The organism is Kiloniella sp. (genome assembly GCF_048259265.1).
GTDB lineage: Bacteria > Pseudomonadota > Alphaproteobacteria > Kiloniellales > Kiloniellaceae > Kiloniella.
Genome location: NZ_JBLXHT010000006.1, coordinates 242,630 through 261,281 on the forward strand (window position 1 = coordinate 242,630; position 18,652 = coordinate 261,281).

The window sequence follows — 18,652 nt, forward strand, 5'->3', positions numbered from 1 at the left end:
TCGTTAAGGTGGCCGATCTGGAGCAAGGTCAAATTAGGTTACGATAACGATGTGCTGAGAAGACCTGCTTTTCCAGAAAGAAAAGCTGCGGTTGGAAAAATAACGAAAAATCTGTGGAAAAAGCAAATCCCGATTTCTGAGATAGATGGTGCGCAGTGCGAGCGCTTCAGAAATCGGGATAAGTTGCTTGCGTGAATGTATTGAACACTTTTCTGATTGAAATGTGGAGTGAAAAAAACGTGAAAAAAATCAATACACTTATAGGGTGTGTATCGGTTCGATTATCTGATTGATTCAAAGGTAGGATCTAGCTTTTTTATGAACAATTATATTGTATTCAATATCCGTAATGCAACAATGTGGTGTGTCATTTTCATGTTAGGTTTGTGTGGAATCGGTTTGATATGTGTGAAGTATTCGTCTTGATATCATTTAATATGTTTGATTTTGTGGTTTTGTAAGGCAGGGAAGCCTTTCCACGTTTGCTTTGTCTTCGCTGATTATGTCCAGAACATTACGCCTCGTAGAATTCCTGACCTTTTCTCTCTAGATATATACCCGGGTTTTGTTGAGGGGAAGTTGAGCTGGATATATGTTTGTTTCTGTCGGGACACGACGCACCCAGACCCTTTATGTGCCAGACCCTTTATATGATGAAATATTCTAATCAAAATCCTCCTGACACAATGTTGTCAGGAGGGGTGGGGTATCATCTGTCTGTACAATGAGGTTTCGTGAGATTTTATGAAATTATTTCCGATAAGGCATACGACATAAGTCTAATCAGGAACGGTTATTTATAAGAACCAAGAGGGGAAAAGAATGTCAGATAAAACAAATGAAAATGGTCAAGCCATGACGGGCGGATGTTTGTGTGGCTCTGTAAAGTTTACGGCAACAGGTGTCGGTGGAGATCACGGTGTTTGCCATTGCGGTACCTGCCGGAAATGGTCAGGTGGCCCAACCATGGCGATCCATGTCGATGGCATGGAGTTCGAAAACGAAGATAACATAAAGTCCTATGTTTCTTCTGATTGGGCAGAGCGTGGATTTTGCCAGAACTGTGGCACACATCTGTTCTATCGCTTGCGTGATGGCAGTATGACTGTTGTATGGGCGGGGGCCTTTGATAAAAATGATGGCTTTTCACTTGCCAATGAAATCTATATCGACAGCAAACCCGCAGGATACAATTTTGCAGGTGACCATCCCCGCATGACAGAATATGAGTTCCTGAAATCCCTTGGTATGGTTGAATAGGGATATGCTTGATTAAGCTGCATGCAAAAGGGCTGGTGACCTTTCGGTAATTGCAGATGATTTATAAAGTAAAACTTAGGGGAGGAGGTTTATATCTCCTCTCTATTTTTATTCGTCTTTTACCGAGATATCGAAAAAGTCGTCATCTTCAGTTTTAGATGGGTTCTTAAGTAAGGTTTTGGGTTTAGCACGCCCCGTTTCTTCGCTTAATGGTAGACGATTCTTGAATATGCCTTCGATACGCTGACGCAAGAGCTTGGGTGATACAGGCTTAACCAGATAGTCGTTGGCACCAGCTTGAACCGCTTGTTCTACATACTCGCGTTCTGAATGTGCGGTTAGCATGATAATCGGAATGTCAGCTATATTCTGGTCGTTGGAAGAACGAATTTTTTTGACGAGATCTATTCCGGAAATAGGTTTCATCGTCCAGTCAACAAAAATAAGATCAGCAGGTTTTCTTTGCAGTAGTTTGTATCCACCAGCACCATCGTTAGCCACGCGGATATCCCGCACCCCTAAAGATGTAAGGATCGATTTTACAATGCGTTGGATAAAGGGCTCATCATCTACTATACAGCATTCAAGGTTCTTAAAATCCAGTTTGTAACCCACGCTTTAGCCTCTTATCAGGATTGAACGGTCATCGTATGTTATTATCTATGGTGGTGTAATTCCAGTGCTTTATGTTTTTCTTTTTTTAAGATCTGGAGTGGGGCGCTTTCATGGCATGAGCTTTGGCCTTAACAGGGTTGTTTCGCCAGCCGTCACTATCAAAACCATTTTAGTTTTTTGAAAATATAAATTTGTATCGAAACGATTAAAACCAGCAGACCACTGAAAAGCCAAAAAGCATTTTCGTCTCCTCCGCCAGGTATTCCTCCGACGTTGATACCCAAAAGCCCGGTTAAGAAGCCTAAGGGCATAAAGATGGCAGCGATGACAGACAGGGTATACATGTTTTTATTCAATTTATCTGACAGGTTATTGATCAACTCGTCTTTGATGACCTGTGCGCGTTCGCGAAGGGCATCAAGGTCTTCGACAAAACGGGTGACGTGATTATAGCTTTCTTGAATAAGGCGTTTGTCTTCGTTATTTAGCCAATCAAGATCTGATCCACGTAATTGCATAATAGCATCTCGTTGTGGGGATATGTAACGGCGGAGCATGATGATTTGCTTGCGTATGTTTACGACCGTTCCACGTAAAGATTTATCCGCCTGCTCCATGATGACTTCTTCCAGATTATCGACCTGTTCATCCAAATCAATCAGGATTGGTTCCATCCGTTCCGATAAACGGGCAATTAAAAAGGCGATGAATTGCCCGGCGCTTTTGGGGCCTTTGCCAAGCTTGATTTTATCTTCGATATCCTGAACGGCCTTCAGCTGTCGTTTTTGGGCGCTGATGATGCGATGGCTATCAATCCATAACCGGATAGAGATCATATCGGTCGGATCGGCATTTTCATGCAGGTTTACACCCCGTAAAATCACCAGTGCACCTTCGCCAATTTCCGTAATCCGGGGACGAGTTTCTTCTGCGGTAAGACTATCGACGATGAAAGGATCAAGATAAGAAATTTCTTTTTCCAGCCACGGTTGCGTATCGGGGTGGTTAAGGTCCAGATGTATCCAGGCAAGCTTGTCATCCCTTAACTTCTGGCTGATGACATCAGTATCAAAGATTTCCTGACCACCCCCTTTACCGTCAAAATCGTAAGACATCAGGATATGCTCATTCATGTGCTTGCCCTCAAACTTTGGCTAATTCTTAATATACTTATATCCCTTTAATTGTGTTTATGACAAAGAGACTTTGTTTATTATTTCGATAGGACTTTATTCGCATACCTTTATGAGTTGACTTTTAAAAACAAGATGCCCCTGACCAGCGAACCGGACAGGGGCAGAGCTTGACGAATTTAAAATTCTTATCACAACAACGCTTTATGCACCGCAATGCTATGACTGACGATGAGGCTATCGCACTTGTCAGGTATGATCAAGGGGTATAATGTTTTATTTTTACACTTAATAAGAGTGCTATCGTATGCTGCGAATTTTGGGAATTGATGCTGGTATTGCATCTGTAGGTTTTGCGCTTGTCGAAATGCCAGAGAATGACAGGGGGAAAGGCCGGATCGTTCGTTGCGGGTCGCATATCTTTGATGCAGCAGAAAACCCTAAGGACGGGGCATCACTCGCGATGCCTCGACGTTTAGCCCGTAGCCAACGCCGCCGTCTGGATCGAAAGCGTCGTCGTCTGGATGCCATAGAACGACTGTTCGTGAAATCTGGCTTTACGGGGCTAGAGGCGCGGGCTGATTTGACGGCCAGATTGCCTGAGCTTAGTCCATGGCAATTACGGTCCGAAGCTTTGTCGCGGCCATTGGATGATATTGAATTTTCCCGTGTGCTGTTTCATATCGCCAAACGGCGGGGGTTCAAATCCAGCCGTAAGGATGCCGAAGAACAAGACAGCGAAGGCAAGAAAATGCTGGCAGGCATTGACAGCCTGTGCACAGCGATGGTGGAAAGTGACAAGGAAACTGTCGGGGCCTATCTGGCAACACTGGAAAAACCGCTGAATAGCGATGGCGGATACGAACGTACTGTCACCCAGCAACTGACAGAGGCAGAGGTCAGGACAATTTTTGCCCGACAGGCTGAATTGGGGAATTTACGTGCCACAGATGCCCTGCGGGATGAGTTTATTCGCATCGCCTTTCATCGACGGCCCTTAAAATCGTCGCTTGATCTGGTCGGGTTCTGTTCACTGGAACCGACGGAAAAGCGGGCGCCCAAAATGGCCTATCATGCCGAGCTTTTTGTCTTGTGGTCACGCCTGAACAGTCTGCGCATTCTCTCTGTTGGCAAAAAAGACAAACGACTGCTGGAATTGGCCGAAAAGAAAGCACTGGTTGAGCTGGCCCATAAAAACAAGGGGGGTGTCACCTTTGCCCAAGTTCGCAAAGAGTTGGGGTTAAGTGATCAGGAAACCTTTAATCTGGTGAGCTATCGCAACACGTCAACACCCAATAAACCCCAAAGCTGGGAAGAACTGCGCGACAAGTCCGAAAAGGGGGCAAAGCTGACAGAAATGAAAGGTTATCAGTCTATTCGAAAGGCAGTTGAGCCTTTGGGCGAACAGACCTGGATAGCTTTGCGGGCACAGGATGGGGCATTGGATAAAATTGCCTATGCCCACAGTTTTTTCGAGGAAGAGCAAGATATCCGGGATCAGCTTTCCGGCCTCGATTTGCCCGATCCGGTTCTGGATGCGGTTATGACACTGCGCGGGTTTGCCGGGACGGTTGATCATTCTCTCAAGGCTGTGTGCAAGCTTTTATCCTGTATGCAGCAGGAACAGGATTTTAACTATAGCGATGCCTGTGATCAGGTTTATCCGGGACATCGGGATAAAAACAAGGGGTTAAACCTGATTCCTCCCTTTGAAGATGTGCGCAACCCCGTGGTGAATCGGGCGCTGTCGCAATGCCGCAAGGTAATCAATGCAATTATCCGCCGTCATGGTATGCCCGATCGCATCCATGTGGAACTGGCCCGCGAGCTGGGCCGATCATTCAAGGATCGCAAGGCAGCTGAACGGGAAAACAAGAAGAACCGGGAATACAAGGAAGACCTGGGTCTGCATGCCAAAGAAATCTTTGGACGTGAAATCAAGGGACAGGAATTTTATAAGTATCGTCTTTGGAAAGAACAGAATGGCTATTGCCTCTATAGCGGTGAATATATTGCACCGGAAACGCTGGCGGCGGCAAATGGGGCCGAGATTGACCATGCCTTGCCTTATAGCCGATCATGGGATGACAGTTGGTCCAACAAGGTGTTGTGCCTGACACAGGAAAACCGGAACAAGAAAAACTATACACCTTTTGAATATCTAAACCCACGCGGGTTGTGGCCTGCCTTTGAAGCGGCGGTGGCAAATCTACCCTATAGCAAACGCCGCAAGTTGCTGACGCAAAAATTTGACCCGGAGAATGAGAAACAGTGGAAAGAGCGCAGTCTGACAGACACCCGCTATATTACTCGATTGCTGAAAAACCATATCCAGGAAAGTCTGGAACCACCGGAAAGAAATGATGGAAAGCTTTTTGTTCACACCCGTAATGGCGGTTTAACAGATCGGTTGCGTCATCTGTGGGGGCTGGGCCAGAAATCCCGCGATAACCACCGCCACCATGCACTGGATGCGGTGATAACCGCCTGTGCGACGACCGCGATTGCCCAGCGGGTTGCCAATTGGAACCGTCATGACCGCAAGCCCGGTGAAAAAAGTGAGGCTGGGTGGCACCCTCCTATGCCATGGGGCAGTTTTCGTGAGGAAGTTCTGGCGGCGGTTGCGGACATTTTTGTCAGCCGAATGCCTGCGCGAAAAGGCGGTGGTGCTATTCACAAAGATACAATCAAATCGCTGCGTCACGATGACGAAGGCAAGATGCAGATTGTCAAACGGGTCGGGCTGTCCAATATCAAGCTTTCCGATTTGCCAAATATTGTCGATGTTGGCGTCGTTGACGGACAGGCGCGTGGGCGTAATAGGCATCTATATTATCTGTTGAAAGAACAGTTGGATGAATTTGGCGGAAAAGCCGACAAGGCTTTTGTCAAACCGTTGTTTATGCCGACAAAAAATGGGTCACCAGGACCGGAAATCAAATCTGTCCGTCTGATCACAAAGGATCAGAGTGGTGTGGAAGTTCCGGGGCGTAGTGGTATCGCCGACAATGGTGATATGGTGCGCACCGATGTTTTTGAAAAACAGGGGAAATATTATCTCTGTCCGGTTTATGTAAAAGATCTGATGGCCGGAAATCTTCCGAATAATTTAATTGCGGCAGGCAAGGCAGAGCAGGACTGGCCCGACATTACCGACGAACATCACTTTGTTTTCAGTCTCTATAAAAATGACTATGTGATGCTGGAAAAACCAAATGGCGAAATGCTGGAAGGTTATTTTGCGGGCAGTAATCGCAGTACGGCTTCTATTGCCATTCGGGCGCATGATTTTGCCGGACCAAAGATTCAGGACGGTATTGGCGTTCAACGCATGAAATCGTTCCGCAAGTTTACGGTCAATTATTTTGGTGAACGGCACGAAGTAACCACCGAGAAACGATGCTTTCATTTGCCATAAGGAAAAAACATTTGTTGTAAAGGGGGACAAAAATGAGTTGGCGCAACGTTCTGTTGCAGAACAAGGCCAGACTTAACCTTGAAAATGCACAGCTTCTGATAACGTGCGCGGATGACTCTGCCTCGTTGCCACTGGAAGATATTGGTGTGCTTATTCTTGATCATCCACAGATCATGATTACAACGGCCCTGCTGGCAGAGTTACAACAGGTCGGGGTTGTGGTGATGGTGTGCGATAAAAAGCACCATCCCGCCGGGTTGCTTCACCCTTTTCACCAGCATAGTCGGATGAGTGACGTTGCCGAGATACAGCGTATTTGGTCACAACCCTTTCGCAAACGCTGTTGGCAGGCACTGGTACGGCAGAAAATTACCAATCAGGCGCATTGCCTTGACCGTTCCGGGCTTGGTCCGTCTCATAAAGTAGTTAAAAATCTGAGGCATCTGGTGCGCAAGGTCGATTCCGGTGATAGCCAGAATTGCGAAGCCCAGGCAGCGAGGCTGTACTGGCAAGCCCTGATGGGCAGTGACTTTTTTCGAGTCACAGATGGGGGGACATCCCCTCGAAAAAATGCGGCGTTGAATTTTGGCTATGCCATTATCCGAGCGACCATTGCCCGCAGTATTGTCGCCCATGGCTTGTTGCCTTGTTTCGGTCTGTTCCATCACAGCAAGCTCAATGCCTTTAATCTGGCTGATGATCTGATCGAACCTTTTCGGCCTTTGGCTGATGGGCTTGTGCGCCGTATGTCCGAACTATGGGAGGATAATATGGCGAACAGGGCAGAGCAAAAGAGTGCCTTTGATGGCCTTTGTCGTGAGGATCGGCAACAACTTGCCGGACTGGGTGGTGAACAGGTGCTGATCGACAGTGAAGTACAATCACTTGGCAATGCAACGGATATACTGGTTCAATCGCTGGTCAGGGCAAGCAGGGACAAGGATGCGAGCTGTCTCAAATTACCGGGTTTTGCGCTTTAGCGGGATTGTTCTTGTGATGGTCCGGTTTATTTGGGGGAACGGGAAAACAGAAAGGCAGAGTATGCCAAAAACGGGGGCGAGGTTTATGTGGCTGATGGTATTCTTTGATTTGCCTGTCAAAACACCTGTTGAACGCAGAAATGCAACTCGGTTTCGAAAATTCCTGCTCCGTGATGGTTATTGCATGATGCAATATTCTGTCTATGCCAGATTATGTAACGGGCAGGAACGGGTAGATAAGCATTTGGGGCGTCTGGAAGGACGTCTGCCAAGCCGTGGATCGATTCGTGCACTACAGATAACCGACCGGCAGTACAAGCGGATGAAACTGCTTTTGGGCAATGAAAACGACGAAAAAAATGGTCCTGATTCCCCAAAAAACAAAGCCAATCAGCTCTTTTTATTTTGAAGAATCAGGTCATTTCCAAACAATAACAAGGCGTTATCCGGCCTAGGTCATAGCACAGCGGTGCATAAAGGGAAGCTATGACCGCCTTATCAACGGCTTCTTGTGTTCCAGAGTCATAGCACAGCGGTGCATAAAGGGAAGCTATGACCCAGCAAGGGCTAAGACCATATAAAGATCGGTCATAGCACAGCGGTGCATAAAGGGAAGCTATGACTCACAACCTTCCGTTATGTCACATAATTTCGTCATAGCACAGCGGTGCATAAAGGGAAGCTATGACCGAGAACCTCATTGATAGCGTCCCTGTTCCGTCATAGCACAGCGGTGCATAAAGGGAAGCTATGACACCTTCGACCAAGATAATTTACTTCAAAGGTCATAGCACAGCGGTGCATAAAGGGAAGCTATGACCGGACGCGTTGCCCTATCATCCCTAGATGAGTCATAGCACAGCGGTGCATAAAGGGAAGCTATGACCATCCGGACACGCATCCGACGACCGGAACCGTCATAGCACAGCGGTGCATAAAGGGAAGCTATGACAAAAGGTGATGCTGTAACTTTACCTCTTTCGTCATAGCACAGCGGTGCATAAAGGGAAGCTATGACCTGGATTCACTCCTGTATTTGAGTTCACTTGTCATAGCACAGCGGTGCATAAAGGGAAGCTATGACGAATAGAACGTGGTGGGATAGTTTTGTTGAGTCATAGCACAGCGGTGCATAAAGGGAAGCTATGACCCTGCTCTTAATGAAGACTTTGTAACTGCAGTCATAGCACAGCGGTGCATAAAGGGAAGCTATGACTCTGACGAACACCTTCCCGTTGATGGTTCTGTCATAGCACAGCGGTGCATAAAGGGAAGCTATGACGCCACTGCTAATCAGGAACTCTCTATCAAAGTCATAGCACAGCGGTGCATAAAGGGAAGCTATGACGCCCCAAGACGAGTTGATAACATCTTCATGGTCATAGCACAGCGGTGCATAAAGGGAAGCTATGACGGGCGGGGGCTGCGGTTTATAATGGTATCGGTCATAGCACAGCGGTGCATAAAGGGAAGCTATGACCAGGATCTTATTGAAACGATTTCAGCTGAAGTCATAGCACAGCGGTGCATAAAGGGAAGCTATGACTGTCCTTGTCGGTGAGTACGGCGACGAGACGTCATAGCACAGCGGTGCATAAAGGGAAGCTATGACTCTGACAAGATCGTAGTCCCTTCAAATTATGTCATAGCACAGCGGTGCATAAAGGGAAGCTATGACTGGAATGCCGGTGATCCGAACCTTGAGAAAGTCATAGCACAGCGGTGCATAAAGGGAAGCTATGACTATGTACCGGACGATCGAAACAATGATACAGTCATAGCACAGCGGTGCATAAAGGGAAGCTATGACCCAGAGCTTTATCAAACCCCACAGGGTTCAGTCATAGCACAGCGGTGCATAAAGGGAAGCTATGACTCGTTAGTTCCAACCCCCAAATTATCAGGCGTCATAGCACAGCGGTGCATAAAGGGAAGCTATGACACCGTCAATCCTGTTCTATCCGTCAAAGCGGTCATAGCACAGCGGTGCATAAAGGGAAGCTATGACCTAAGCCGCGAGCGGGATGAAATTATAAAAGTCATAGCACAGCGGTGCATAAAGGGAAGCTATGACTAGTCGCCATATTGAGCCTTCATAGTATTTGTCATAGCACAGCGGTGCATAAAGGGAAGCTATGACGGCAAGGGATACATTGACCACAGCCATACAGTCATAGCACAGCGGTGCATAAAGGGAAGCTATGACCTCGGACCCTCAGTCCCTTCAAATTATGTCATAGCACAGCGGTGCATAAAGGGAAGCTATGACAAACATCGCAATCAGGTGTGCACCACGAGGGTCATAGCACAGCGGTGCATAAAGGGAAGCTATGACTCGATAGGAAGCCGGTAAGTCATTGCCGCAGTCATAGCACAGCGGTGCATAAAGGGAAGCTATGACAATCTCTTTAAAGACAAAAAACCCTTTAAAGTCATAGCACAGCGGTGCATAAAGGGAAGCTATGACACAAATGCAACAACAAAAGGAGTTTGCTCAGTCATAGCACAGCGGTGCATAAAGGGAAGCTATGACTTCAGACGAGGCCAACGAAGCCTTTAAACGGTCATAGCACAGCGGTGCATAAAGGGAAGCTATGACAGGGGCAGCAACGACCTTTCAAATGGCTGGGTCATAGCACAGCGGTGCATAAAGGGAAGCTATGACGAAGATTGCTGACGAAACAAGGAGACGAGGGTCATAGCACAGCGGTGCATAAAGGGAAGCTATGACACAGAACTCTTCGTCGAAAAATCCGAGAGGGTCATAGCACAGCGGTGCATAAAGGGAAGCTATGACACAGAACTCTTCGTCGAAAAATCCGAGTATCCCGTCATAGCACAGCGGTGCATAAAGGGAAGCTATGACCAGCAGCACCGTTTTGAATAATCATTTCCTGTCATAGCACAGCGGTGCATAAAGGGAAGCTATGACTCATGGAACTGGTGCAATAAATATAGATGCGTCATAGTACAGCGGTGCATAAGGGGAAGTTATGATCCAATGGGTGTTATGCGTTTCAATTCATCACAGATCTTAATTTGCGCTTCCTTCAAATCATAAGTATTTTGAATGTTCAGCCACATTCCTTGCGTCATGCCAAAGAACTTGGATAGTCTTAAATCAATATCGGCTGAAACCCTGCAATTTTCGTGCAATATTTTCGCTAATTCGCTTTGTGGAACACCAATGTTATTTGCTAATTCATAAGTGGAAAGCCCGTATTCCGTCATATAGACATCCTTCAGAATTTTGCCGGGATGCGTTGGGAATTTTGGCTGTATAACGGGAAATGTTTTTTTGCTACCCATTTTCTTTTCCTTCTCGTTCTCTTTTACGTACAGCGGAACGGTGGACGGTGTAGAAGGTTGAGCCAACGATGATGCTAGCACCGAGAAGTGTCCAGAGGGTGGGGATCTCTGAGAAAAAGAGAATACCGATCCCGGTGGCAAACAGCAGGCGTACGTATTCTACCTGAGCAACGGTCACAGCCTCTGCAACGCGATAGGCTTGGATGTAAAACCACTGCATGGCCGATAGTAAAGATGCGATCAGAATAATAACCAAGACTTCGTTTAGGGTCGGGGCGGTCCAGTACCACCAGGCAGGTCCAGCCATAAACAAGGTCACAAGCAGGGACTGATAGACCATGATTGTCGAGGGTTTATCTATCTGAGAAACTTTGCGTAGGATAATCATAATCGCGGCGACAAAAAAGGCCGAGATGATTGCCAGAATGGCGTAGATATTGAACTCCCCTGTGTCGGGGCGAACAATGACGAGTACACCGATAAAGCCGATAATGGTGACCGACCAGCGGCGAATGCCCACCACTTCGCGCAAGAAAACAATGGCAAGCAAGGTCGTGAACAGGGTGCGAACAAAGCCAATGGCTGTTACCTCTGCCAAGGGCATATAGACAACAGCGGTGAACCCGGCACTCATGGCGATAAAGGAAAAGGCCCCGCGTAAGAGATAGAGTTTCCAGACGCTGGTCTTAAATGCTTTGGGGCCTGACTTTATGATGATTGGTGCAACCATCATCAGGGCAAAAAGTTGGCGGATGAAAAGGATTTCAAAAACAGGCACCCGTTGCCCGATAACCTTGATCAAAGCCCCCATAATAGAGCCGCTTAGGGTCGCGAGAAGAACAAGAATGGCCCCGCGAATATTACCGGGAATTTTCTTCCATCGTCCGGAACATTCAGGAAGGAGATCTTCTACCCAATAGGTTGATATGCGTTCGGGTACGAACTGCATGGTGACAAAAATCCTTTGTTATCCAGTCCCGTCAATAGAGTAAGGCGAGGTGGACGTGGTGGCCTGTAATACACAGGTCTTGGTGGATTGACGGCCTGTTAGGTGAGCAATGTCAGATCTTTGTTAATTCAAAAGTTGGCTCTGGCGATTATAGGGGTAATCGTAGGGCAACAGCTGGATTTGACAAAGACTGGTTCTGATCAAGCGGATTAGAAAGAACCAGTACAGGCGCCAGTAGTGGCGTATGGACAAGATGGTCTGTTTCTTCAGTAAACAGACAAAAACTCTGCATGGGAGCAGAGCTTAATGACGCCATAGCTTGCGCCTCTTTTGATGAGGATGCAATGGCGATTTATTTATGGTTGAGAATTTAAAATCAAGTCGGGGTTTGTTCTACACAAATCTTGTCGCTCTCGGTATGGCTTAAAGGCTCTTTGAGCAGGTCACAAAAATTTGGCGCGCCAAGGGGAGAGCTTTTTCTAAAGTGTCGGCAGGTATTGCAAATGCCAAAAGGCTTGTTCCCGTCACTTCTGAGTTTGACGAGGAGAAGTTTTTCCAGAGCGTTTCTTATGTTGTTCTGATCATCGACGGGGAGAGTGGTTAGCACTTCTTGAAAGGGCTGAAGCGCATCTTCCTGAACAAGGTTTTCGCCCTTTCCCGTTAGTTCTAGAGTTACAGATCGTTTGTCTTGTGGGTGTTGGGTTTTAACAACAAGCCCCTTTTTTTCGAGTGACATTAAGGTCTGTGATATTGTGCCCTTCGTCGCGCCCAGATAGGACGTCAAGGCGCTGGGGTTGCGAGAAAAGCAATTGGCTTGGTCCAGATAACGTAAAGCATCCCACTGTGCGGGTTTGAGCCCCCCTGCGTGACCATCGTGATTAATCAAACGAGAAAGGCGGGATAATAAGCTGATAAATTGTCTTGGTTTGCTCATTCTCTAATAGTATCGACTAAAAACAATTCTTGCAAGTGGAGGGAGGTGTGTTATGTATTTAATGGTATCGAGTCGATACTATTAGGAAGTGGAGAGCGAAATCATGACAAACCTTATTGTAAAAAAATTCACTTATCTGGCATCTGTTACATTCGTGGCGGGGACGTTTATGGGGGCAGAGGTGTTTTTCGGCACTGAAGCAAGGGCACACGATATCAAAAGCCCTGTAAGTCTAGATATCACACCGCCCTTTGATATCATTAAGGTCTCTGCTAATACGGATGGCCGTTGGGCAACTTTCTTGATGGAGTTGGTTGGAAAGACTGGAACAATCACACCAGAAGTGACAGGCGCGTTTCGTGGCTCATCTGTTTTTGCATATGTCTGGCCGACCAAAATCAATCCCTCTGGCGTGGGGTTTACCCCGAATTCAGGCATTCTAGCACTGGCGATAACGTCGCACCCTGATTTTGATGATACGCCGCTTTATGATGAAAATAATGATGGTGATCCGGCGAATGATGGCAAAACCTGGCACGCGCACTGGGCGGTTCTGGCCCAGGACGAAGCATGTGGCGCGGGGTTCAAGGTACGAGAAATTTCGCCGGGGCAAGATATTGTACCAGCAACGATGCCCGACCTACCAATAGCCTTGGATGCACCCGGACAAAGCCCGATCCTTTTTGACAACCAGCTCAAGGTAACTTTGCCTGTAAGAGGTGCTGAAGGGGCACATTTCGACGCAATGACGGCTATGCTTAACGTATCGGAAGAGGGCAGTGAAAATCCCTTGCTCTGTGTAAATCAGGCACATGATGTGGCATCCGGTGATTTGTCATTCCCCGGTATCATCATGAAAGAGGGGGAGGCAAAACTGATTTCCAATTAAGGTAACCTGGATTGAACATCGTGAGCTAATCGCTGTCCCTGCCAGAAAAGGAAAATCACGCTTTCTGCGCAGGGACAGCGATATAAGAAAATCATGAGACTTAGAGAGCAATTTTGGTGCAGGTGGGCTGGTCATATACTGCAAAGCCGGAATTAAAAATTAGGAGACAAAATGCAAAATATATTGCGAAAAGCACCTGAACTGGAGATATCGCAATGGATGAACAGCAAATCCGATATTACGTTGAAGACGTGCTTAGGAAAAGTTGTTTTGATCGAAGCTTTTCAAATGCTTTGTCCTGGGTGTGTAGAACATGGTCTGCCTCAGGCTCAAAAAGCCTATCAATTATTCTCTTCAGACGACCTTGTGGTGTTGGGGATACATACTGTTTTTGAGCATCATGCAGCGATGGGACCAGAAAGTCTTAAGGCCTTTTTGCATGAATATCGAATTACTTTTCCTGTTGGGATTGATGAGGCTTCAACAAGTGGTCCTATCCCTAAAACCATGGCGCGTTATCATTTACAGGGCACACCAAGCTTGATGTTAATTGATCGTCAGGGACGGCTTCGACGACAAAAATTTGGCGCAATGTCAGATCTGCAATTGGGGGCTGAGATTATGGCCTTGATCCAAGAAAAACCAACTAAAGCCGATCAAAGAGAGGGGCAAAGTCATGACCATAGTCAGGGTGAAAATTCAAAGGGATCAGGTGAAAAAAAAGGCATCTGTGACGAAACGGGGTGTCCTGTCTGATGCCCCGATCCTATTGGATGTTATAAATGTGTGAAACGTAATGTAAAAGTAGGCTTATATAATTTCATCCTCGTCAAATAAGGGGTCTTGTTCTAGTTGAGTGGTCAGGCTGTCGATTGTCGCCACGGCGTCTGCATTGCGGTTGATCTTGGCAATGTGGACGATGCCGTCGCCTTCGTTGATGACGGGCAGGTTTGTTCGACCGATAATTAAGCCTTCTTCCGATGAAAGAACTTCGGTTTCAACTTCGCCAAAGGGGTCGGATACAACGCCGAGAATATCGCCTTTTTTGATCTCTTCGCCCGCACTTTTGAACAGACGTAGAAGGCCACCAGCAGGGGCACGAACCCACGAGCTGGATGAGGACAGGATCGGTTTAACCTTTGCTTTTGCCGAACTTTTTGCCGGAAGCATTTCAAGATGTCGCATAACCCTTATAATTCCTGCTGTGCCGACACGCGCGGCCATTTCGTCAAAGCGTAAGCCTTCACCAGCCTCGTAAACCAGAATGTCGACGCCCTTTTCTTGTGCGGATTGTCGCAGAGAGTTCGGGCGAATTTTTGACGTCAAAATAAGCGGTGCGGCAAAAGCCTTGGCCAAGGTCATGGTTTCCGGCTTAGAAGGGGTTAGCCGGATTTGGGGCAAGTTAGTTCTGTGAAACGATGCGGAATGCAGATCAATACCCACATCTGATCGGGCGACAATTTCTTCCGTAAAAATATTGGCCAGCCGGCCAGCCAGAGACCCCTTTGGTGAGCCGGGAAAAGATCTATTCAAATCGCGCCTATCTGGCAAGTAGCGGGAATGGTTCATAAAGCCAAAGGAGTTGACGATCGGTATCGCTAACAAAGTGCCCCGTAATTTGTTCAAACCGTTGGTCCGAAGTAATCGTCTGACTACCTCTACGCCAATGACTTCGTCGCCATGAATTGCCGCGCTGACAAACATTGTTGGCCCCGGTTTTTTACCATGGATAACATGTACTGACATGGAAACAGGTGTGTGATCTGAAAGCGTGCTGACTGGCAGATCTACGGTTTGCCGTGTGCCTGCATCAATCGTGTGCTGACCAATCTTAAATGCGGGGCGGCTTGGCATCATCCTTTACCTTTGGTTTTGGTCTGGCCGGGCTTGGCCTTTTTTTCCAGAAACTCAATGACTTTACCTGCTATATCAATGCCGGTTGCTTTTTCGACACCTTCCAGACCGGGGGACGAATTAACTTCCATAACAACTGGTCCATGGTTGGCACGCAGCATATCAACGCCGCAGACATTAAGCCCCATGGCTTTTGCGGCACGAATGGCTGTTGAGCGTTCTTCCGGGGAAATCTTGATTGGTTTTGCACTACCCCCGCGATGAAGGTTGGATCTGAAATCGCCTTCGGCACCTGTACGTTTCATCGCGGCGACAACCTTGCCCCCAACGACTAGCGCACGAATATCAGTACCGCCTGCTTCCTTGATAAATTCCTGAACAAGAATGTTCACTTTTACACCACGGAAAGCTTCAATAACAGAGGTTGCAGAGCGATCACTATCGGCAAGAACAACACCGATGCCCTGTGTGCCTTCCAGAAGTTTGATGACCAAGGGTGCACCGCCTGCGAGCTTTAAGACTTCTTCGGTTTGTTTGGGGTCATGAGCAAAGGTTGTTACGGGCAACCCGATCCCGTCACGGGCCAATAGCTGCATGGAACGCAGTTTGTCCCTGGATCGTCCAATCGCAACAGATTCATTCAGGGGGAAAACGCCCATCATTTCGAACTGTCTTAAAACAGCAGTACCGTAATAGGTGACCGAGGCCCCGATACGGGGAATAACCGCATCGTACCCTGTTAGCTTTTCGCCATTGTAATAGACTTCGGGGCGGCGGGAAGCGATATTCATATAGCACCGCAGGGTGTTGATAATGTCCAGCTCGTGTCCACGTTCTTCAGCTGCTGCTTTCAAGCGCTGGTGCGTATAGAGGTTGGCATTTCGTGCCAACATCGCAATTTTCATGATTTTTACTCCATTTTGAATGATATGGATTTAGTACGTTTGTTTAAATTCATTTGGGATACAAATGAACTCTTCCCGTCTTATTCCTGTCGGGGGGATATATAGCCGGGGCGTCCTGAGAGATAAGAGCGCCCGGCGTTCAACAGAAAACCTCTTTCCTTGATCGCTGTACGTCCTATAATGACGGGGAAACGCATTGATTGCCGGCTGGTCAGGGAAACTTCTACAGGCCAGCGCATTTCCCCCAAGGTCAGGGGTGTCTTAACGATGTATCGTTCTTCTGCCACGCCACCAGTGTTTTTAATCGGGCGTCGATCAACGATTTTTGCAGAACAGCGAATGCCTTTTTCACATCCGATAAAAGGGATAAGGAAAGAAACATATCCGATCCCATCTTGATCAAAGGGGGTGATTTCTTCGGCATGTAGCGCGGATGTTCGGGCACCTGAATCAATCTTGGCCTTCACATGATCTATATGGAATTCCGGTAACCCGACATATTCGCGCCACCCAATTTCAATGATCTTACGCTTTTTAGATTTCATAGCTTTGCATTTCACTAACAGTTTAACAGGTTATTGACTGCCAAGAAAGTTTTCCTAGTAAATTCTTATTACCTCTCCGTAGTGCAAAGATGGCGAGGTGTATAGCTTTTTATATTGGTGTCGGAAAATAGTTAGCTCTGCTGTCATTTGAAGAATATCTTTTGGATTGTGGGGCTTTATCCGTATTGATCAAACGTGGATGTTAAACGAAAACGGGCGACTTATATGTCGCCCGTTTTATAGGTTCAGGTATAACAGTACCTGTTATTATTTAGCAGTTCTTGTCCGCTTATTCAGCTGCACTTTTTCCAGCTTGATCAGAGAATTTCTTTATCTCTCCGCTTTTGAGGCGGGCCATATAGCTGTTGAGTTCCCGCTTCACGATTGGCATCAAGAAGTAAAGCCCCGTGATGTTAACCACCGCCATTGCAAAGATTGCTGCATCAGAGAAATCGATAACCGGACCAAGACTTGCTGCGGCCCCGATAATGATAAAGATACAGAAAATAATCTTAAAGGTCAGCTCTGCGCCTTTGCTTTCACCAAACATATAGGTCCAGGCTTTCAAGCCGTAGTATGACCAGGAAAGCATGGTTGAGAAGGCAAAGAGAATAACCGCAAGAGCAAGGACATACGGGAACCAGCTAAAGGCTGATTCAAACGCAGCAGAGGTCAGTGCAACACCGGAAACGCCTGTCGCTGTGACGATTTTGCCACCTTCGACAATATAGTTGCCTGTTTCTGGATTTACGGTGAGCTGGCCTGTAATGATGATCACAAGCGCCGTCATTGTACAGATAACAACTGTATCAATGAAAGGTTCCAGCAAAGAAACGACACCCTCTGTTACCGGTTCTTTTGTCCGCACGGCAGAGTGCGCAATCGCGGCAGAACCTACACCAGCTTCGTTTGAGAAAGCCGCCCGTTTAAAGCCCTGAATCAAAGCACCGACAAAGCCGCCAGCGACACCAAGACCTGTGAAAGCGCCTTCAAAGATCTGGCCAAAAGCCCAACCGATCTGGTCTGCGTTCATAATAAGAATAACCAAGGCTGCACCGACGTAGAGCACGCCCATAAAGGGGACAACTTTTTCGGTTACGTTCGCGATGGATTTGATACCGCCAACGATAACAGCAAAGACCACACCGGCAAAAATAATGCCTGTAATCCAGCCTGGATAATCGCCGACAATGCCTGCAATTTGTGCATGTGCCTGATTAGCCTGGAACATATTCCCGCCGCCCAGTGCACCGAGGATACAGAACACGGAAAAGAGAATAGCCAGAAACTTGCCGCCGGGAAGACCGCGTTCGGTAAAGCCCTTTGAAATATAGTACATGGGGCCACCAGATACGGTGCCGTCTTCGTACTCGTTTCTGTATTTCACCCCAAGTGTACACTCGGTGAATTTTGAGGCCATGCCCAAAAGTCCGGCAAGGATCATCCAGAAGGTTGCGCCAGGGCCGCCAATACCGACTGCGACTGCAACGCCCGCGATATTACCAAGGCCGACGGTCCCGGACAGGGCTGTTGCCAAGGCCTGAAAGTGACTGACTTCCCCCGCGTCATTGGGATCGGAATAATCCCCTTTGACAAGCGAAATCGCATGACCAAAAAGTCTGAATTGGACAAAGATAAAATAGAGACTGAAAACGGATGCCGCAATAACAAGCCACATCACAATCCACGGAAAGCTTGTTCCGGGGAACGGGGCAAAGATGAAGTTAACAAACCATCCAGTTGCTGCGGCAAAGCCTGTGTTGATCGCAGCATCTAATCCCCCACCTTCTTGTGCAAAGGCGGTCGTTGTTGTGCTCATAAGGGCGAACACAGGCATGAGAATTTTAAAAATTTTATTCAT

15 protein-coding genes, 1 pseudogene and 1 CRISPR repeat array are annotated in these 18,652 nt (G+C 47.3%); of the genes and pseudogenes, 6 read left to right on the top strand and 10 right to left on the bottom strand.

From position 1 onward, the window contains the following. Positions 1-822: 822 nt before the first annotated feature. The gene (locus tag ACN0QW_RS11910) at positions 823-1,260 is read left to right on the top strand and encodes a GFA family protein (RefSeq protein WP_417431758.1); all 438 of its coding nucleotides are present in this window, start codon (positions 823-825) and stop codon (positions 1,258-1,260) included. 108 nt (positions 1,261-1,368) lie between these two features. Here ACN0QW_RS11910 and ACN0QW_RS11915 read toward each other — a convergent pair whose 3' ends face one another. Both ACN0QW_RS11915 and ACN0QW_RS11920 read right to left on the bottom strand, forming a co-directional pair. Next, positions 1,369-1,875, bottom strand: a complete 507-nt coding sequence (locus tag ACN0QW_RS11915) for a response regulator (RefSeq protein WP_417431760.1) — start codon at positions 1,873-1,875, stop codon at positions 1,369-1,371. 158 nt (positions 1,876-2,033) lie between these two features. Then, complete coding sequence (locus ACN0QW_RS11920) at positions 2,034-3,008, bottom strand: zinc transporter ZntB (protein WP_417431762.1); 975 nt, start codon at positions 3,006-3,008, stop codon at positions 2,034-2,036. Positions 3,009-3,315: 307 nt separating this feature from the next. Here ACN0QW_RS11920 and cas9 point away from each other — a divergent pair, with 307 nt between their 5' ends. The 3 genes from cas9 to cas2 are packed head-to-tail and all read left to right on the top strand — an operon-like array spanning position 3,316 to position 7,815. Continuing rightward, positions 3,316-6,426 carry a type II CRISPR RNA-guided endonuclease Cas9 gene (gene cas9, locus ACN0QW_RS11925; RefSeq protein WP_417431764.1) on the top strand — a complete coding sequence of 1,037 codons (3,111 nt, stop codon included), beginning with the start codon at positions 3,316-3,318 and terminating at the stop codon, positions 6,424-6,426. 32 nt (positions 6,427-6,458) lie between these two features. Then, on the top strand, positions 6,459-7,406 hold the full coding sequence (gene cas1 / locus ACN0QW_RS11930) for a type II CRISPR-associated endonuclease Cas1 (protein ID WP_417431766.1): 948 nt from the start codon (positions 6,459-6,461) through the stop codon (positions 7,404-7,406). A gap of 16 nt (positions 7,407-7,422) precedes the next feature. Beyond that, positions 7,423-7,815, top strand: coding sequence for a CRISPR-associated endonuclease Cas2 (gene cas2, locus ACN0QW_RS11935; RefSeq protein WP_417431768.1), 393 nt, complete (start codon positions 7,423-7,425; stop codon positions 7,813-7,815). Positions 7,816-7,861: 46 nt separating this feature from the next. Further along, positions 7,862-10,404: a CRISPR direct-repeat array (repeat unit 36 nt; unit sequence GTCATAGCACAGCGGTGCATAAAGGGAAGCTATGAC). 53 nt (positions 10,405-10,457) lie between these two features. Here cas2 and ACN0QW_RS11940 read toward each other — a convergent pair. From ACN0QW_RS11940 to ACN0QW_RS11955, 4 genes and pseudogenes are all read right to left on the bottom strand, one after another. Then, positions 10,458-10,715: pseudogene (locus ACN0QW_RS11940) on the bottom strand (HigA family addiction module antitoxin); the annotation flags it as partial. Continuing rightward, positions 10,708-11,664, bottom strand: coding sequence for a DMT family transporter (locus ACN0QW_RS11945; protein ID WP_417431770.1), 957 nt, complete (start codon positions 11,662-11,664; stop codon positions 10,708-10,710). The pseudogene ACN0QW_RS11940 and the gene ACN0QW_RS11945, both read right to left, overlap by 8 nt. Positions 11,665-11,812: 148 nt before the next feature. Further along, positions 11,813-11,980, bottom strand: a complete 168-nt coding sequence (locus ACN0QW_RS11950; RefSeq protein ID WP_417431772.1) for a hypothetical protein — start codon at positions 11,978-11,980, stop codon at positions 11,813-11,815. 60 nt (positions 11,981-12,040) lie between these two features. After that, positions 12,041-12,598, bottom strand: a complete 558-nt coding sequence (locus tag ACN0QW_RS11955) for a MarR family winged helix-turn-helix transcriptional regulator (protein WP_299380956.1) — start codon at positions 12,596-12,598, stop codon at positions 12,041-12,043. 103 nt (positions 12,599-12,701) lie between these two features. On the opposite strand from ACN0QW_RS11955, the gene ACN0QW_RS11960 reads away from it, so the two are divergent. Both ACN0QW_RS11960 and ACN0QW_RS11965 read left to right on the top strand, forming a co-directional pair. After that, the gene (locus ACN0QW_RS11960; protein ID WP_417431774.1) at positions 12,702-13,487 is read left to right on the top strand and encodes a hypothetical protein; all 786 of its coding nucleotides are present in this window, start codon (positions 12,702-12,704) and stop codon (positions 13,485-13,487) included. 171 nt (positions 13,488-13,658) lie between these two features. Next, on the top strand, positions 13,659-14,243 hold the full coding sequence (locus ACN0QW_RS11965; protein WP_417431776.1) for a redoxin domain-containing protein: 585 nt from the start codon (positions 13,659-13,661) through the stop codon (positions 14,241-14,243). A 54-nt stretch (positions 14,244-14,297) separates the two neighbouring features. On the opposite strand, the gene ACN0QW_RS11970 is transcribed toward ACN0QW_RS11965, so the two are convergent. From ACN0QW_RS11970 to ACN0QW_RS11985, 4 genes are all read right to left on the bottom strand, one after another. After that, positions 14,298-15,344 (bottom strand): succinylglutamate desuccinylase/aspartoacylase family protein, encoded by a 1,047-nt coding sequence (locus tag ACN0QW_RS11970; RefSeq protein ID WP_417431778.1) that lies wholly within the window; start codon positions 15,342-15,344, stop codon positions 14,298-14,300. After that, positions 15,341-16,246: a 30S ribosomal protein S6--L-glutamate ligase gene (rimK, locus tag ACN0QW_RS11975; protein ID WP_417431780.1), complete on the bottom strand. Its 906-nt coding sequence runs from the start codon at positions 16,244-16,246 to the stop codon at positions 15,341-15,343. Before rimK ends, ACN0QW_RS11970 begins: the two co-directional genes overlap by 4 nt. A gap of 80 nt (positions 16,247-16,326) precedes the next feature. Next, on the bottom strand, positions 16,327-16,791 hold the full coding sequence (locus tag ACN0QW_RS11980; protein ID WP_417431782.1) for an ATP-dependent zinc protease: 465 nt from the start codon (positions 16,789-16,791) through the stop codon (positions 16,327-16,329). 289 nt (positions 16,792-17,080) lie between these two features. Then, positions 17,081-18,652 (bottom strand): alanine/glycine:cation symporter family protein, encoded by a 1,572-nt coding sequence (locus tag ACN0QW_RS11985; protein WP_417431784.1) that lies wholly within the window; start codon positions 18,650-18,652, stop codon positions 17,081-17,083.

What these genes read in the sequence shown, in the direction of transcription:
- ACN0QW_RS11950 (WP_417431772.1), bottom strand. Translation starts at nt 11,980, where the DNA reads ATGGCGTCATTAAGCTCTGCTCCCATGCAGAGTTTTTGTCTGTTTACT.
- ACN0QW_RS11945 (WP_417431770.1), bottom strand. Translation starts at nt 11,664, where the DNA reads ATGCAGTTCGTACCCGAACGCATATCAACCTATTGGGTAGAAGATCTC.
- ACN0QW_RS11980 (WP_417431782.1), bottom strand. Translation starts at nt 16,791, where the DNA reads ATGAAATCTAAAAAGCGTAAGATCATTGAAATTGGGTGGCGCGAATAT.
- ACN0QW_RS11960 (WP_417431774.1), top strand. Translation starts at nt 12,702, where the DNA reads ATGACAAACCTTATTGTAAAAAAATTCACTTATCTGGCATCTGTTACA.
- cas2 (WP_417431768.1), top strand. Translation starts at nt 7,423, where the DNA reads ATGGTCCGGTTTATTTGGGGGAACGGGAAAACAGAAAGGCAGAGTATG.
- ACN0QW_RS11965 (WP_417431776.1), top strand. Translation starts at nt 13,659, where the DNA reads ATGCAAAATATATTGCGAAAAGCACCTGAACTGGAGATATCGCAATGG.
- ACN0QW_RS11955 (WP_299380956.1), bottom strand. Translation starts at nt 12,598, where the DNA reads ATGAGCAAACCAAGACAATTTATCAGCTTATTATCCCGCCTTTCTCGT.
- ACN0QW_RS11970 (WP_417431778.1), bottom strand. Translation starts at nt 15,344, where the DNA reads ATGATGCCAAGCCGCCCCGCATTTAAGATTGGTCAGCACACGATTGAT.
- cas9 (WP_417431764.1), top strand. Translation starts at nt 3,316, where the DNA reads ATGCTGCGAATTTTGGGAATTGATGCTGGTATTGCATCTGTAGGTTTT.
- ACN0QW_RS11920 (WP_417431762.1), bottom strand. Translation starts at nt 3,008, where the DNA reads ATGAATGAGCATATCCTGATGTCTTACGATTTTGACGGTAAAGGGGGT.
- ACN0QW_RS11910 (WP_417431758.1), top strand. Translation starts at nt 823, where the DNA reads ATGTCAGATAAAACAAATGAAAATGGTCAAGCCATGACGGGCGGATGT.
- rimK (WP_417431780.1), bottom strand. Translation starts at nt 16,246, where the DNA reads ATGAAAATTGCGATGTTGGCACGAAATGCCAACCTCTATACGCACCAG.
- cas1 (WP_417431766.1), top strand. Translation starts at nt 6,459, where the DNA reads ATGAGTTGGCGCAACGTTCTGTTGCAGAACAAGGCCAGACTTAACCTT.
- ACN0QW_RS11985 (WP_417431784.1), bottom strand. Translation starts at nt 18,652, where the DNA reads ATGAATAAAATTTTTAAAATTCTCATGCCTGTGTTCGCCCTTATGAGC.